Origin of the sequence: Actinoallomurus sp. CA-142502 (genome assembly GCF_050936355.1) — a bacterium.
GTDB classification, from domain to species: Bacteria; Actinomycetota; Actinomycetes; order Streptosporangiales; family Streptosporangiaceae; genus Actinoallomurus; species Actinoallomurus iriomotensis.
The window spans coordinates 167157-179603 of sequence record NZ_JBNJMY010000001.1 but is presented as its reverse complement, the minus strand read 5'-3'; the positions used below and the strand labels follow the sequence as shown (position 1 = coordinate 179603).

The window sequence follows — 12447 nt, the reverse complement described above, 5'->3', positions numbered from 1 at the left end:
ATCGTCGGAGCCTTGGCTCTCAGGCGATCTTCGCCCCGGACCCGCCAGACGTGGAGCCGGTGCGGTGCTGCAGGATTCCGTCGACACCCTGGAGGAACGTGTCGCAGACCTCCACCGGGTCGGAGAGGCAGCCCTCGGCCATCGCCCCGTCCCGCAACATGACGAAATGCCGGGCCGCGAGCTCGGGTGGCGTCTCGCCGACTTGCGCGAGCAGATCAGTGACGGTGTTCAGGAACCACTCGCGGTGAGCGAGGACGGTCTTGTGAACGGGATGCTCGGGATCCGGATACTCCGCGACGGCGTTGAGGAAGGCGCATCCACGGAAGGCGGCTGACTGGATACCGTTGGCGATCGACTTGGCGATGGCTCGCAGGATGTCGGCGGCCGGTTGGTCGCTGCCGAGGGCTTGGCCGACCTGATCGCGATCAGCCTGGTGGACCGCCTGCAGGTACGCGACGACGAGTTCTTCCTTGCCGGGAAAGTGCCGGTACAGCGTCGCGCGGGTCACCTTCGCCTCCGCGACGATCCGATCGATCCCGACGGAGTGGATCCCCTCGGCGTAGAAGAGCCGGGTGGCGGTCTCGAGCAGCCGCGATCGTGCTTCGGAAACCTGACCTTGAGCGTTGTGCGCCATCGTGGGGGAAGTCTAATCGATAGAACGTTCAGTATCCCGAGGCCCCTGAACATGGTGGGTTCGCATACGTCGGCGATATGTCGCGCTGTTTAGGCTTCGATGGTGCGTGTGCTGATCGTGGAGGATGAGCCCTACCTGGCCGAAGCCGTCCGTGACGGCCTGCGGCTGGAGGCGATCGCCGCCGACATCGCCGGCGACGGTGACACCGCCCTGGAACTGCTCAGCGTCAACTCCTACGACCTCGCGGTCCTCGACCGTGACATCCCCGGCCCCTCCGGGGACGAGATCGCCCGGCGGATCGTCGCCTCCGGCAGCGGCATCCCGATCCTGATGCTCACCGCCGCCGACCGGATCGATGACAAGGCTTCGGGGTTCGGGCTCGGCGCCGATGACTACCTCACCAAACCGTTCGAGCTGCGCGAGCTCGTCATGCGGCTGCGGGCGCTGGACCGCAGGCGGGCGCACGCCCGGCCCCCGGTCAGGGAGATCGCGGGGCTGCGGCTGGACCCGTTCCGCCGGGAGGTCTTCCGCGACGGACGCTATGTCGCGCTCACCCGCAAGCAGTTCGCCGTGCTCGAAGTCCTCGTCGCCGCCCAAGGCGGTGTCGTCAGCGCCGAAGAGCTACTGGAGCGGGCCTGGGACGCCAACGCCGACCCCTTCACCAACGCCGTCCGCATCACCGTCTCGGCCCTGCGCAAGAGACTCGGCGAACCACGGCTCATCGCCACGGTGCCCGGCGTCGGCTACCGAATCGACACCGGCACGGACTGATGAACAGACGCCCAGGGCTCAGCGCCCGCCTGAAACTCACCATCAGTTACGCCGGATTCCTCCTCCTCGCCGGCGCTCTCCTGCTGGCCGTGGTGTGGATATTCGTGCTGCGCTGGCTACCCGAGATCAACGCCAGATCCATCCAGAGAAGGTTCGGCGCCGTGATCATCACCGGGCCCAACCGCTCCGAGGTTCTGCGCGGCTTCGCCCCCGCGATGGCCATGGCGCTGGCCTTCCTGCTGGTGTTCGGTCTCGTAGGAGGGTGGATCCTCGCCGGCCGGATGCTCGCACCCCTCACACGGATCACCGAGGCGGCACGGATGGCGGCGAACGGATCGCTGTCCCACCGGATCCGGCTACCGGGCCCCAACGACGAGTTCCGCGAACTCGCCGACGTGTTCGACACCATGCTCGAACAACTGCAATCCCACGTCACCGAACAGCGCCGATTCGCCGCGAACGCCTCCCACGAACTGCGCACCCCCCTGGCGATCTCCCAGGCACTCCTCGACGTCGCCCGCAACGACCCCACGCGGGACCAGGGCGAACTCATCGAACGCCTCCACACCGTCAACACACGGGCGATCGACCTCACCGAGGCCCTCCTGCTACTCAGCGGCGCCGATCGCAAGAACTTCACCGGCGAACCCGTCGACCTGTCCCTCATCGCCGAAGAAGCCGCCGAAACCCTGCTTCCCCTCGCCGAAAAACGCCAGATCACTCTCGACGTCACCGGCGAGAGGACGCAGGCATTCGGCTCCGCCGCGCTCATCCTGCGGATGGCGACCAACCTCATCCAGAACGCCATCGTCCACAACCTCCCCGGCGGCGGCACCGTAACGATCCACACCGAACCGCGACACGACGCGAGCGTGCTGCGAGTCGAGAACACCGGCCATCGAGTCCCGCCGGAACTGCTACCGACCCTCACCGAACCCTTCCAACGCGGAACACAACGCGCACGCACCGACGAGCACGCCGGTGTCGGCCTCGGACTGGCCATCGTGCACAGCATCGTCCGAGCACATGACGGGACCCTCGACCTCACCCCCCGCCCCGCCGGCGGCCTCATCGTCACGATCCGACTTCCCAGCGAGCCGCAGGCACCGCCGCCGGCGGCGTAGTGATCGCGCGTATCGCGGGCGTATCGAAAAGCGCATACGCCACCGCAACGGCCCTCCGACTTCAGTGGAGGCATGGACCACGGCGGTCCATGCCGAGGGCATGGTGCCCCGCATCGGAAGGTGATCAGAAGAGATGCGCGTCGTGTCACGTAAGAACGTTCGTCCGCCGCTGAGGAGGGCCGGTCTGGCCGCCGGTGTCGCCATCCTGACGATGGCCGAGGCCGGGCCTGCCACCGCCGCCCCGGCGCCGACGGGGAGCGTGCAGAAGGCGGTGGAGGAGCTGGCCGCCGTTCCCGGGGTCGTGGGGGCCGTCGGCGGGGCCTACGTCGACGGGAGGCCCATCGGACTGGGCAGCGCGGGCTCCCGGTTGCTGGACGGCAGGGGCGGGAGGATCCCCGCGAACGCTCGCTTCCGGATCGGGTCACAGACCAAGCAGATGGTGGCCACCGTGGTGCTGCAACTGGTCAAGGAGGGCAGGTTGAGCGTGGATGACAAGCTCAGCGACCTGCTGCCCGTGGTGGTGAAGAAGGATCTGGTGGAGCGGGCCGACGAGATCACGGTACGGCAGATGCTCCGGCACACCTCCGGCATTCCCGACTGGTACGCCGCCGAGCCGAAACCGGACGGGAGCGAGGGGGACATCTCGTTCGACCCGTTCGACTTCACGACCTACTATCGGCCGCTCGATCTGGTCAAGTGGAGCCGCAGCCGGCCCCGGACCGGGGAACCGGGCGAGAAGTTCTCCTACTCCAACACCAACTACACCCTCCTCGGCCTGATCATCGAGAGGTTGACCGGCCACGACCTGGCCACCGAGCTGCACGACCGCCTGTTCGACCCGCTCGGGATGACCAGAACCTACTTTCTCGTCAAGCCGCCGGACGGCATCAAGGGGCCGCACGGCCACGGCTACTACCCCGACGCCAACGGCGAGCCGCGCGACGTCGACCGGTTCAACGCCAGCTTCGGCTCGGGGGCCGGAGGGGTGGTCTCCACCACGCACGACGTGAGCGCCTTCTACCGGGCGTTCACCCAGGGCAAGCTGCTGCCGCCGGAACTCCAGCGAGTCCTGACCGACCCGTTGTCCAATGACCCCGCCCAGGGCAGCGGCCCCGACTTTTGCGGCGGAAAACTCGATGGCTGGATTTGGGGCGGTACGGCCCCCGGCTACTTCACCATGACCTTCTACTCGAAAGACGGCCGCCGCCAGTTCTCGATGTCGGCCACGCTGAGCGTCAAGGACACCACCGAGCCGGGCCAAGCGATGTTCAACGCCGTGGAGAGCGTCTTCTGCCCATCCTCGTCGCGACACCCCCGGGAAGGGCAACGATGAACAAGGCCTCTGTGTTGCTGGCCGCCTCGGCCGCCGCCCTCGCCCTGACCGTCACGGGATGCGGCGGCTCCGGCGACGCGAAATCCGGCTCGTCCAGCTCGAACCCCACGTTGGAGAAGGCGGTGAAGTACGCGCAGTGCATGCGCGAGAACGGCGTGACCAACTTCCCCGACCCCAACAAGAACGGCAGATTCGTGATCGCGGCTGGGGGGCCGAACCGAAACTCGCCGCAGTTCAAGAAGGCACAGCAGGCGTGCAAATCGCAGGAGCCGCCCGGAATAACGGACGACCCGGCGGAGATCGCCAAAGACCAGAAAGAATGGCTGAAGTTCGCGCAGTGTATGCGCAAGAACGGCATACAGGACTTCCCTGACCCGCAGGACGGGCGCCTTCTGGTGCCCAGGGACAAGATCAACGTCAACTCGCCGCAGTTCAAGAAGGCGCTGAACGCATGCCGTGACGTGGCCCACGTGGGAGGAGGCGCCGAGGATGGCAACGGCTGAGATCGGGACTCCGGCGAGCACGGGCGTTTCTCCCGAGGCGCCGGCCCGGCCACGGCGGCGGCGTAGGCGGCGCGGACTGCTCGGCGGCGTCGTGGCCGTGGTCGTGGTCGGCGGCGTGCTTCTCGCCGTGACGGGCCTGTTCGGCGACGACGGGAAGCCCGCCACGAGGGCCGGCGACGCGACGTCGCTGGTGGCGGTCCGTGAGGGTCCGCTCTCCTCGCAGGTCAGCCAGAGCGGGACGCTGTCGTACTCGGCCGGCGCCGACGGGAACCCGTACTCGGTGGTCAACCGGGCGAGCGGGACCTACACCTGGGTGCCGGCGGCGGGCGCCCAGGTCGACTGCGGCGAGACGCTGTACAAGGTCGGGGAGAAACCGGTGATCCTGATCTGCGGAAGCACGCCCGCGTACCGGGACCTGGCCGAGGGCGACGACGGCAAGGACGTCCGGGCGCTGAACAGGACCCTCGTGAACGAGGGCTACGCCGACAAGTCCGACCTCGATCCCGATTCGCGCTATTTCGGCGCGGGAACCGCCGTGGCCCTGGAGAAGCTTCAGGACGAACGCGGCGCCGACGTGACCGGCAGGCTGGATCTCGGCCAGGCGGTGTTCCTGCCCGGCCCGTTGCGGATCAGCAAGGTGACGGCCAAGAACGGCACCAGCGCAGCCCCGGGCCACCCGATCATGGAGGCGTCGTCGAACCGGCGCCAGGTCACCGTGAAGCTCGACGCCTCCCAGCAGTCCGAGGTCAAGAAGGGCGATCAGGCGCAGATCACGCTGCCGGACAACCGGATCACGTCCGGCGTGGTCCGCCGGATCGGCACGGTCGCGACATCCTCCGGCAAGAACGACTCCGACTCGGCGTCCGCCACGATCCCGGTCTACGTCACGCTCGAGCACCCGAAGGACGCCGGAACCCTTGAGCAGGCACCGGTCCAGGTGCAGATCACCACGGACGGCGTCAAGGACGCGCTGATCGTGCCGGTGACCGCGCTCATCGGCCAGGCCGGCGGGGGATACGCGGTCGAGGTCGCGGCGGGGGACGGCGGCCAGACCCGGATCGTTTCGGTGACGCTGGGACTGTTCGACGATGCCAACGGGCAGGTGCAGGTCTCCGGCGCCCTGTCGGTCAGTGACCGAGTGGTGGTGCCGTCGACATGAGCAGGACGAATGTCCTCGAACTGGAGCAGGTCACCAAGACGTACGGCTCGCAGCCCCCCGTCCACGCGCTGCGCGGCGTGAGCTTCACCGTACGGAGCGGGGAGCTGGTCGCGATCGTCGGCCCGTCGGGGTCGGGCAAGTCCACGCTGCTGCACATCCTCGGCACGCTCGACCGGCCCAGCGGCGGCACGGTACGGATCGACGGGGAGGACGTCGCGACGCTCACCGACCGCCGGCTCGCCGCCCTGCGGGCGCGCAGCATCGGCTTCGTCTTCCAGCAGTTCCACCTGTCCGAGCACACCACCGTCCTGGAGAACGTCGCCGACGGCCTGCTGTACGGCGGCGTGGCGCCCGCCGAGCGGCGCGAGCGCGCCGCCGAGGCGCTCATCCGGGTCGGGCTGGCGGATCGGGCGGGCTTCCGCCCGGGCGCGCTGTCGGGCGGACAGCGCCAGCGCGTGGCGATCGCCCGCGCTCTGGTCGGCCGCCCGGCCATCGTGCTCGCCGACGAGCCGACCGGCAACCTCGACAGCAAGACGGGGGCGGCCATCATCGAGCTGCTGCACGAGCTCAACGCCGACGGGGCGACGATCCTCGTGATCACGCATGACAGCGGACTGGCGGCCCGGCTTCCCCGCCAGTTGCACGTCCTCGACGGGCGGATCGTCGCCGACAGCGCGGCGCGTCCGATGGAGGACGCATGAGGCTGTCCGACCAGCTGCGCGTGGCCGGTATCGGGATCCGGGCTCGCCGCCTGCGGGCCGCCTTGTCCGCGCTCGGAATAGCGATCGGCACCGCGGCGATCGTGGCGGTGCTCGGCCTGTCCGCGTCCTCCCAGGCCGGGCTCCTGGCCCAGATCGACCGGCTCGGCACGAACCTGCTGACCGCGAACACCGGCCAGTCGTTCACCGGCGGGGCGGCACAGCTCCCGGTCGCCTCGCCGCAACGGATCTCTCACCTGCCCGACGTCGAGCACGTGGCGCACGCCGGTGCCATCGAGAACACGAACGTGTACCGCAGCCCGTTGATCCCGGTGGTCGAGACCAACGCCCTGAAGGTACGGGCCGCCAGCCTCAACCTCCCGGAAGTGATCGGGACCAGCGTGGCTCAGGGCCGCTGGCTGAACCCGGCGACCGAGCGCCAGCCGGTCACCGTGCTCGGTGCACTCGCCGCGCAGCGCCTCGGGATCGATCGCGTCTATCCGGGGCAACGGATCTGGCTGAAGAACCAGTGGTTCTACGTCGCCGGCATCCTCAAGCCCGCGACGCTGTCGACCGACATCGACACCAGCGCCTTGATCGGCTATCCGGCCGCCGAGCGCTACCTCAGCTACGCGACCGTCGACAAGGGCAAGGCGGTGGCCGGACCTCCGACGACGGTGTACGTGCGGGCCCGTACGGACAAGGTGGAGTCGGTGCAGGGAGTGCTCGCGCAGACCGCGAACCCCGAGTCGCCCAGCGACGTCGACGTCAGCCAGCCCTCCGACGCGCTCACCGCGCGAGCCGCCGCGAAGGGCGCGTTCAACAGCCTGTTCCTCGGGCTCGGGCTGGTGGCGCTGATCGTGGGCGCGGTCGGGGTCGCGAACATCATGATCATCTCGGTGCTGGAACGGCGATCGGAGATCGGGCTGCGCCGGGCGCTCGGCGCGACCCGGGGACAGATCCGCACGCAGTTCCTGTCCGAAGCGGTCATGCTCGCGTTGCTCGGCGGGGTGGCCGGAGTCGCGGCCGGCGCGCTGACCACCGCGATCTACGCGAGCACGAAGGGCTGGGCGGTGGTCATCCCGGTCCAGGCGTGGGTCGGCGGGATCGGCGCCGCGATCGTGATCGGCGCGATCGCCGGCCTGCTGCCGGCCCTTCGGGCCGCCCGCCTGTCCCCCACCGAGGCACTGCGCACGCTTTGATCGGACGCCGGGAAGTGTCGGACAGCCCCCGAGCGGCGAGCTCGGGGGCTGCGCTGCCCGGCGAGGGGCCGGCGTCGGCGCCTGACGGGTCAGGGTTCGGCTCCGGCCATATCGCGGTTCAGGTCGTCGATCACGCCGACGACGCCATCGGGTGCGGCGGCCAGCCGTACGACGATCGGGATCAGGTCTCTCTGCCGCATCGTGCCGCTGAGGGTGACCACGCCGTGACGGACATAGACCGAGACCTCCGTGGGGTCGGCCAGGGCGAAGACCTCGTGCCGGACCTCGTCACGGATCTCCTCGTCGGTACGGGTGAAGACGCTCAGCAGGTCGCGGCGGCTGACGATCCCGACGAGGCGGTTCTGATCGTCGGTCACCGGCATGCGTTTGATCCGGTGCTCGTCGAGCAGCCGAGCCGCCTCCACGATCGTCGCCTCGGGACGAACCGTGATCGCCGGCGCGGTCATCAGGTCTTCGGCGGTCAACGCCCGAGCCTTCGCCCACGACCCACGGCGTCTGCCGAACCAGCGCCGCCTCCCGCCGTCCTTGTGCTCCTCCTTGGCGAGCAGATCGGACTCGGAGACGACACCGGCCACGCGATGGCCCTCATCGACCACCGGCATCGCCGTGATACCGCGTTTGATCATGACCTGGACGATGTCCTTGAAGCACGCGCCTCGGTACGCGCTCACGACCCCCTTGGTCATCACGTCGTTCACGGTTCGGCGCCTCATAGTGGATCCCTCCTAGGCCCTCAACCGGACGATAGGCCGCTGTCACGCTGTAAGACATGAGGCCGAAGTCCCGTCCGAAGGTCCCGACGCCCGACCGCCGGGGCGGAGCCCCTGAGGTGAGTCAGAACATCGCGCCGTTGGCGCGTACGGTCTGACCGGACACCCAGCCGGCCTCCTCGCTGATCAGCCAGCCGACCACGGGGGCGATGTCGGAGGGCCGGCCGAGCCGGTCGCGCGGGCTGTGGTGCGTGGCGGCCGCGATGGACCCCGCCCACCACGCCCCAGGGCCGGCCCCTGCGCCGCGTGCGCCGCCTGCACGATGCCTACGTGGAAGCCCGGCCGTCGCTCAGCCGTCGGCCTCGGCGCGTCCCAGCCGGACGAGGTGGGCGGCCACGGCGATACCCCAGACCGCGCCGCCGAGCGCGATCGCTCGCTGAACCAGGCCCTGATAGGAGGCCGTCTGGGGGGCCAGCACCGCGAGCAGGCCGGCGACGAAGACGACGCCCAGCAGTACAGAGGGCAGGGCGAATCGGCGCCACTCCGGCAGCCGCCTGAAACGCCGGGCGAGCACGAACGGCGTGACGATCAGCAGGAGGACGCACGCGAACCCGATCGCGTTGTGCGCCTGCGCATGCCAGGAACCGGCCGCCTGCGCCTGGCCGCAGCCGTCGGCGGCGCGGCAGTCGAGCCGGAACGCCGCGTCGGTCACGTCCTGGATCCCCGAGAGTGCGGCCAGCCAGGGACCTGACCGGCCGGCTCGCCCGGCATGGGCCAGTGCGGGGCGCAACCCGAACAGGACGAACGCGATGGTTCCGGCGCCGGCGAGCGCCTGCGGGATGAGGAACGCCCAGGCGTGCGGAGCGGTGAGGGCACCCATGTCGCTGATGTCGTCGTGAACCAGGCTGTAGCCGGGCCCCTGCCACGCGCCGGCCCCCAGCCAGGTGCACACGGCGACGATCTCCGCGACCAGTCCGGCCATTCCCCATCGGGCGAGGGAACGGGAGGCCGGCCGTACGGTCACCGTGCGGGCCGCCGGTCGGATGCCGGTCGGATGCCGGTCATGGTGTGCTCTCCCTTCGCGGGCCGGGAGCATCCGGGTCCGCGGGCTCCCGGCGCACCCCCGGTCGCCGGGCCTTCGGCCGGGCGGCGGTCGTGCGGATGCGCCGGGCGTGGCGGGCCCGGCGCTCGGACCCGTCGGCGAAGAACCGGAGCAGGGTCTCCAGCTCGGACACGGAATAGCGGTCGAGCTCGGTGGCGGCTTCGGCCGCGAACGGTTCGAAGATCTCGGCGATACGAGTGAGCAGGGCGGGCGTGAGCTCCACGCGGATGCGGCGCCGATCGTTCGCGTCGCGGGTTCTGCGGGCGTACCCGGCGCCTTCGAGGCGGTCGAGTGCGGTCGTCATCGCCGACTGGCTGAGACCCGCCTGGTCGGCCAGCTCGGTCACGCTGAGCGGCCGGTCGAGGAGCAGGTCGACGCATCGAAGATCGGTGCGGTTGAGACCCAGTCGTTCGGCCACGGCCTGGTCGAGGGCGTCGATGTCGCGCTGGTAGCGCCGGATCGCGGCGGTCAACCTCGCGACTGTGGTCTCTCTGTCCGGCACAACTTAGATTCTAGGATATTACGAAAATCGAAGCAATCACCTCTCGGTCGGCGAGAGCAGTGCGTCGAAGGCGCGTTCAAGGCGAGTCGTCAGGTCGGCGGGGTCGGTGTCGGTGAGCGCGGTGCTCTGGAGCACGGTGCGCATCAGCCAGAACCCGGCGATCAGCGAGTTCGCGAGTGCCGCGCGTCGCTCGGGGTCCGGCCCGTCGAGAAGTTCGGCGAGGCGGTGGCCGGCGTGGCGTTCCGTACTGGCCCGCATGATCTCCGCGGCCCGCGGATTGGGCGCCGAGCGCAGCAGGAGCAAGAACGGGTCGAGGGCTTCGGCGTCCGGATCCGTCCGTTCGACCAGCCGCCGGGCGATGGTCGCCGCCAGGGACGCGGAGTCCTCGCGGATCACGGTCGCCGGGGCGAATGAGGCGTCGACGGCCTCGGCGAAGAGTTTCTCCTTCGAGCCGAAGTAGCGATTGACCAGCATCGCCGTCACTCCCGCGTCGCGGGCGATCTCGCGGACTCCGATGCCGTCGTAGCCGTGTTCGGTGAAGGCCCTGATCGCCGAGTCGAGGATCGCCTTCCGTGTGGCGGCGGCGTTGCGCTGTCGCTTGGGGCCGGTGGAGTCCGGCTGCCTCTGCTGGTTCACAGTCGAAGTATACGCCCGTAGACATATCCTGGCGAGGAGGTCTACAGTCGTAGACATTGGTCGCGAGACCAGTCTGATCCGACTCTGTGAAACACGGGTGAACCCATGGATTTGAAACTGTCCGGCAAGCGTGCGCTCGTCACCGGATCCAGCTCCGGGCTCGGTGAGGCGATGGCCCTGCTCTTGGGGGCCGAGGGTGCCGAGGTGGTCGTGCACGGCAGGAACGAGACGCGCGCGAAGTCCGTCGCCGCGGCGATCACCGAGGCGGGTGGCAGGGCCGGGTACGCCATCGGCGACCTCGCCACGGACGAGGGCGCCGACGCGGTGGCCGGTGCGGCTCTGGAGGGCGGCCCGATCGATGTCCTGGTCAACAACGCCGGGTCATACGAGCACCTGTCGTGGGCGGACGCGAGTCCCGAGGACTGGCGCGAGACCTACGAGGTGAACGTGATCTCCGGAGTCCGGATGATCCAGCGCCTGGTGCCCCCGATGCGCGAACGCGGCTGGGGGCGGGTGATCACGATCGGCGGCGGTCTGGCGATCCAGCCGATGAACACTCACCCGCAGTACAACGCCACCCTGGCCGCACGGCACAACCTCGCGGTGTCGCTCGCCCGCGAGCTGAAGGACACCGGCGTCACCTCCAACGTGGTCGCCCCGGGAGCGATCCTGGTCGAGGCCGTGAAGAACCTGCTCACCCGGATCGCGCCCGAGCGTGGCTGGGGCGAGAGCTGGGAGGACATCGAACGGGCGTCGACCGAGCGACTCGTGCCCAACGACACCGGGCGCATGGGCCGGCCGGAGGAGATCGCCTCGGCCGTCGCCTTTCTCGCGAGCCCGCTGGCCGGTTACATCAGCGGAGCGACCCTGCGGGTCGACGGCGGGACCGTTCGCAGCGTGCAGTAGGCGCCGGTGCCCTCATGACGCGGAGCCGGCGTGACGCCGGTGAGGCCCCTAGAGCGCCTTGCCGAGGAAGGCGCGCAGTCGCGGAGCCACCTGGGGCGCGAACGGGCGAGTGGCGTCCGGGTAGTCGACGCTGGGATTCGGTGTTCCGGAGACGACCTTGAAGAGGTGGTCGGCGTCGGGGATGTCCGCCTGGACGGCGGCCCGGTTCGCGCGGAATCCGGTCATGAGGTGCTGGACCTCGCCCGCGCTGACCTGCACGTCCTTGAGGCCGCGCAGGACCAGGGCCGGGAAGGCCGGGCCGAGGCCGCGGGCCAGGTCGGCGGGGTCGAGCCGGTCGGCCTGCCGGAGGAACGGGATGTTCGCCGGGCTGAACACGGTCTTGAGCGTCGGGTCTGACAGGTCGGCGGGGAGTGTGCCGGTCTTCCTGATCGAGGAGACGGTCTCGCGCAACTCGTCCAGGAGGCTCGCCACCTGCTGGGCGCTGAGGCGGCCCGCCGCCTGTGCGGCCCGGTACTGCTCGGTGAGCTGCTTGCTCAGCAGGTCGAGGTAGCGGATCCCGATCGGAGCGGCGAGGACCACGGCGCGTGGGGCCTCGGACGTGCCGCGCAGGCGGTCGGCGAGCCAGAGCGCGAGCAGCCCGCCCTCGCTGTGGCCCACGACGATCAGCCGGTGCGGGTCGACTCCCGGCTGGCGGGCCATCGTCCGATAGGCGTCGAGAGCCTCCTGGGCGAAGAGATCGAAGTCGATCCCGCGGCCGCCGGGGTGGTTCTCCGTCCCGGCCTGACCGGAGCCGAGCTTGTCGTAGCGGAGCGAGGCGATCCGGTCCGCCGCGAGCGCCTTCGCGAAGTTCCGGTTGGTGTCCAGGTGGGGGAACTGCCGGTCATTGCCGTCGCGGTCCGTCGGCCCGCTGCCGGAGATGATCAGCGCGGCCGGCCGTACGCCGGTCCGGCCGGCGGCCGGTTGGAAGGTCGCGGGCAAGGTGTCGGGGCCGCTGCGGAAGGTGAGCTCACGTGTGATCGGCGCGTCGGACGACGCGCCTTGCGCGGTGACCGATGAGCAACCGGCGATGAGCAGGGCTGTGACCGCGCAGCCGAACAGACGGGAGGGGGAGATATCGAGCATGTTTGATATAGAACAACTAGAACA

14 protein-coding genes are annotated in these 12447 nt (G+C 69.7%); 8 read left to right on the top strand and 6 right to left on the bottom strand.

The features are described 5' to 3' along the window. Positions 1 to 19 precede the first annotated feature (19 nt). On the bottom strand, positions 20 to 634 hold the full coding sequence (locus ACQEV1_RS01135; protein WP_433390153.1) for a TetR/AcrR family transcriptional regulator: 615 nt from the start codon (positions 632 to 634) through the stop codon (positions 20 to 22). Between the two features lie 102 nt (positions 635 to 736). Between ACQEV1_RS01135 and ACQEV1_RS01130 the strand changes: the two genes are divergently transcribed. The 7 genes from ACQEV1_RS01130 (at position 737) to ACQEV1_RS01100 (ending at position 7424) form a co-directional block, all read left to right on the top strand. Then, positions 737 to 1405, top strand: a complete 669-nt coding sequence (locus ACQEV1_RS01130; RefSeq protein ID WP_285629096.1) for a response regulator transcription factor — start codon at positions 737 to 739, stop codon at positions 1403 to 1405. Beyond that, on the top strand, positions 1405 to 2529 hold the full coding sequence (locus ACQEV1_RS01125) for a sensor histidine kinase (protein ID WP_433390151.1): 1125 nt from the start codon (positions 1405 to 1407) through the stop codon (positions 2527 to 2529). Before ACQEV1_RS01130 ends, ACQEV1_RS01125 begins: the two co-directional genes overlap by 1 nt. Before the next feature lie 133 nt (positions 2530 to 2662). Further along, the gene (locus tag ACQEV1_RS01120) at positions 2663 to 3862 is read left to right on the top strand and encodes a serine hydrolase domain-containing protein (protein ID WP_433390149.1); all 1200 of its coding nucleotides are present in this window, start codon (positions 2663 to 2665) and stop codon (positions 3860 to 3862) included. Beyond that, positions 3859 to 4365: a hypothetical protein gene (locus ACQEV1_RS01115; protein WP_433390147.1), complete on the top strand. Its 507-nt coding sequence runs from the start codon at positions 3859 to 3861 to the stop codon at positions 4363 to 4365. Before ACQEV1_RS01120 ends, ACQEV1_RS01115 begins: the two co-directional genes overlap by 4 nt. After that, complete coding sequence (locus tag ACQEV1_RS01110) at positions 4352 to 5524, top strand: hypothetical protein (protein WP_433390144.1); 1173 nt, start codon at positions 4352 to 4354, stop codon at positions 5522 to 5524. Before ACQEV1_RS01115 ends, ACQEV1_RS01110 begins: the two co-directional genes overlap by 14 nt. Beyond that, positions 5521 to 6225, top strand: a complete 705-nt coding sequence (locus tag ACQEV1_RS01105; protein ID WP_285629106.1) for an ABC transporter ATP-binding protein — start codon at positions 5521 to 5523, stop codon at positions 6223 to 6225. Before ACQEV1_RS01110 ends, ACQEV1_RS01105 begins: the two co-directional genes overlap by 4 nt. Then, entirely contained in the window at positions 6222 to 7424 is a 1203-nt protein-coding gene (locus ACQEV1_RS01100) for an ABC transporter permease (protein ID WP_433390141.1), read from the top strand. The genes ACQEV1_RS01105 and ACQEV1_RS01100 overlap by 4 nt, the downstream gene beginning before the upstream one ends. 89 nt (positions 7425 to 7513) lie before the next feature. Here ACQEV1_RS01100 and ACQEV1_RS01095 read toward each other — a convergent pair whose 3' ends face one another. The 4 genes from ACQEV1_RS01095 to ACQEV1_RS01080 all read right to left on the bottom strand — a co-directional run bounded on the left by ACQEV1_RS01095 (position 7514) and on the right by ACQEV1_RS01080 (position 10395). Continuing rightward, positions 7514 to 8158 (bottom strand): CBS domain-containing protein, encoded by a 645-nt coding sequence (locus tag ACQEV1_RS01095; RefSeq protein WP_433390139.1) that lies wholly within the window; start codon positions 8156 to 8158, stop codon positions 7514 to 7516. Positions 8159 to 8504: 346 nt separating this feature from the next. After that, positions 8505 to 9137: a DUF998 domain-containing protein gene (locus ACQEV1_RS01090; protein ID WP_433390136.1), complete on the bottom strand. Its 633-nt coding sequence runs from the start codon at positions 9135 to 9137 to the stop codon at positions 8505 to 8507. A gap of 79 nt (positions 9138 to 9216) precedes the next feature. Continuing rightward, positions 9217 to 9729, bottom strand: a complete 513-nt coding sequence (locus tag ACQEV1_RS01085; RefSeq protein ID WP_285629115.1) for a MarR family winged helix-turn-helix transcriptional regulator — start codon at positions 9727 to 9729, stop codon at positions 9217 to 9219. Between the two features lie 66 nt (positions 9730 to 9795). Next, positions 9796 to 10395 carry a TetR/AcrR family transcriptional regulator gene (locus tag ACQEV1_RS01080; RefSeq protein ID WP_285629117.1) on the bottom strand — a complete coding sequence of 200 codons (600 nt, stop codon included), beginning with the start codon at positions 10393 to 10395 and terminating at the stop codon, positions 9796 to 9798. A 105-nt stretch (positions 10396 to 10500) separates the two neighbouring features. Here ACQEV1_RS01080 and ACQEV1_RS01075 point away from each other — a divergent pair, with 105 nt between their 5' ends. Then, on the top strand, positions 10501 to 11301 hold the full coding sequence (locus tag ACQEV1_RS01075; RefSeq protein WP_285629118.1) for an SDR family NAD(P)-dependent oxidoreductase: 801 nt from the start codon (positions 10501 to 10503) through the stop codon (positions 11299 to 11301). Positions 11302 to 11349: 48 nt separating this feature from the next. Here the strand turns inward: ACQEV1_RS01075 and ACQEV1_RS01070 are convergent, their stop codons facing one another. Then, positions 11350 to 12423: an alpha/beta hydrolase family protein gene (locus tag ACQEV1_RS01070; RefSeq protein ID WP_433390132.1), complete on the bottom strand. Its 1074-nt coding sequence runs from the start codon at positions 12421 to 12423 to the stop codon at positions 11350 to 11352. Positions 12424 to 12447 lie beyond the last annotated feature (24 nt).

Coding starts and splice junctions, on each gene's coding strand:
- ACQEV1_RS01105 (WP_285629106.1), top strand. CDS start 5,521: ATGAGCAGGACGAATGTCCTCGAACTGGAGCAGGTCACCAAGACGTAC.
- ACQEV1_RS01135 (WP_433390153.1), bottom strand. CDS start 634: ATGGCGCACAACGCTCAAGGTCAGGTTTCCGAAGCACGATCGCGGCTG.
- ACQEV1_RS01110 (WP_433390144.1), top strand. CDS start 4,352: ATGGCAACGGCTGAGATCGGGACTCCGGCGAGCACGGGCGTTTCTCCC.
- ACQEV1_RS01125 (WP_433390151.1), top strand. CDS start 1,405: ATGAACAGACGCCCAGGGCTCAGCGCCCGCCTGAAACTCACCATCAGT.
- ACQEV1_RS01120 (WP_433390149.1), top strand. CDS start 2,663: ATGCGCGTCGTGTCACGTAAGAACGTTCGTCCGCCGCTGAGGAGGGCC.
- ACQEV1_RS01075 (WP_285629118.1), top strand. CDS start 10,501: ATGGATTTGAAACTGTCCGGCAAGCGTGCGCTCGTCACCGGATCCAGC.
- ACQEV1_RS01070 (WP_433390132.1), bottom strand. CDS start 12,423: ATGCTCGATATCTCCCCCTCCCGTCTGTTCGGCTGCGCGGTCACAGCC.
- ACQEV1_RS01090 (WP_433390136.1), bottom strand. CDS start 9,137: ATGGCCGGACTGGTCGCGGAGATCGTCGCCGTGTGCACCTGGCTGGGG.
- ACQEV1_RS01095 (WP_433390139.1), bottom strand. CDS start 8,158: ATGAGGCGCCGAACCGTGAACGACGTGATGACCAAGGGGGTCGTGAGC.
- ACQEV1_RS01115 (WP_433390147.1), top strand. CDS start 3,859: ATGAACAAGGCCTCTGTGTTGCTGGCCGCCTCGGCCGCCGCCCTCGCC.
- ACQEV1_RS01100 (WP_433390141.1), top strand. CDS start 6,222: ATGAGGCTGTCCGACCAGCTGCGCGTGGCCGGTATCGGGATCCGGGCT.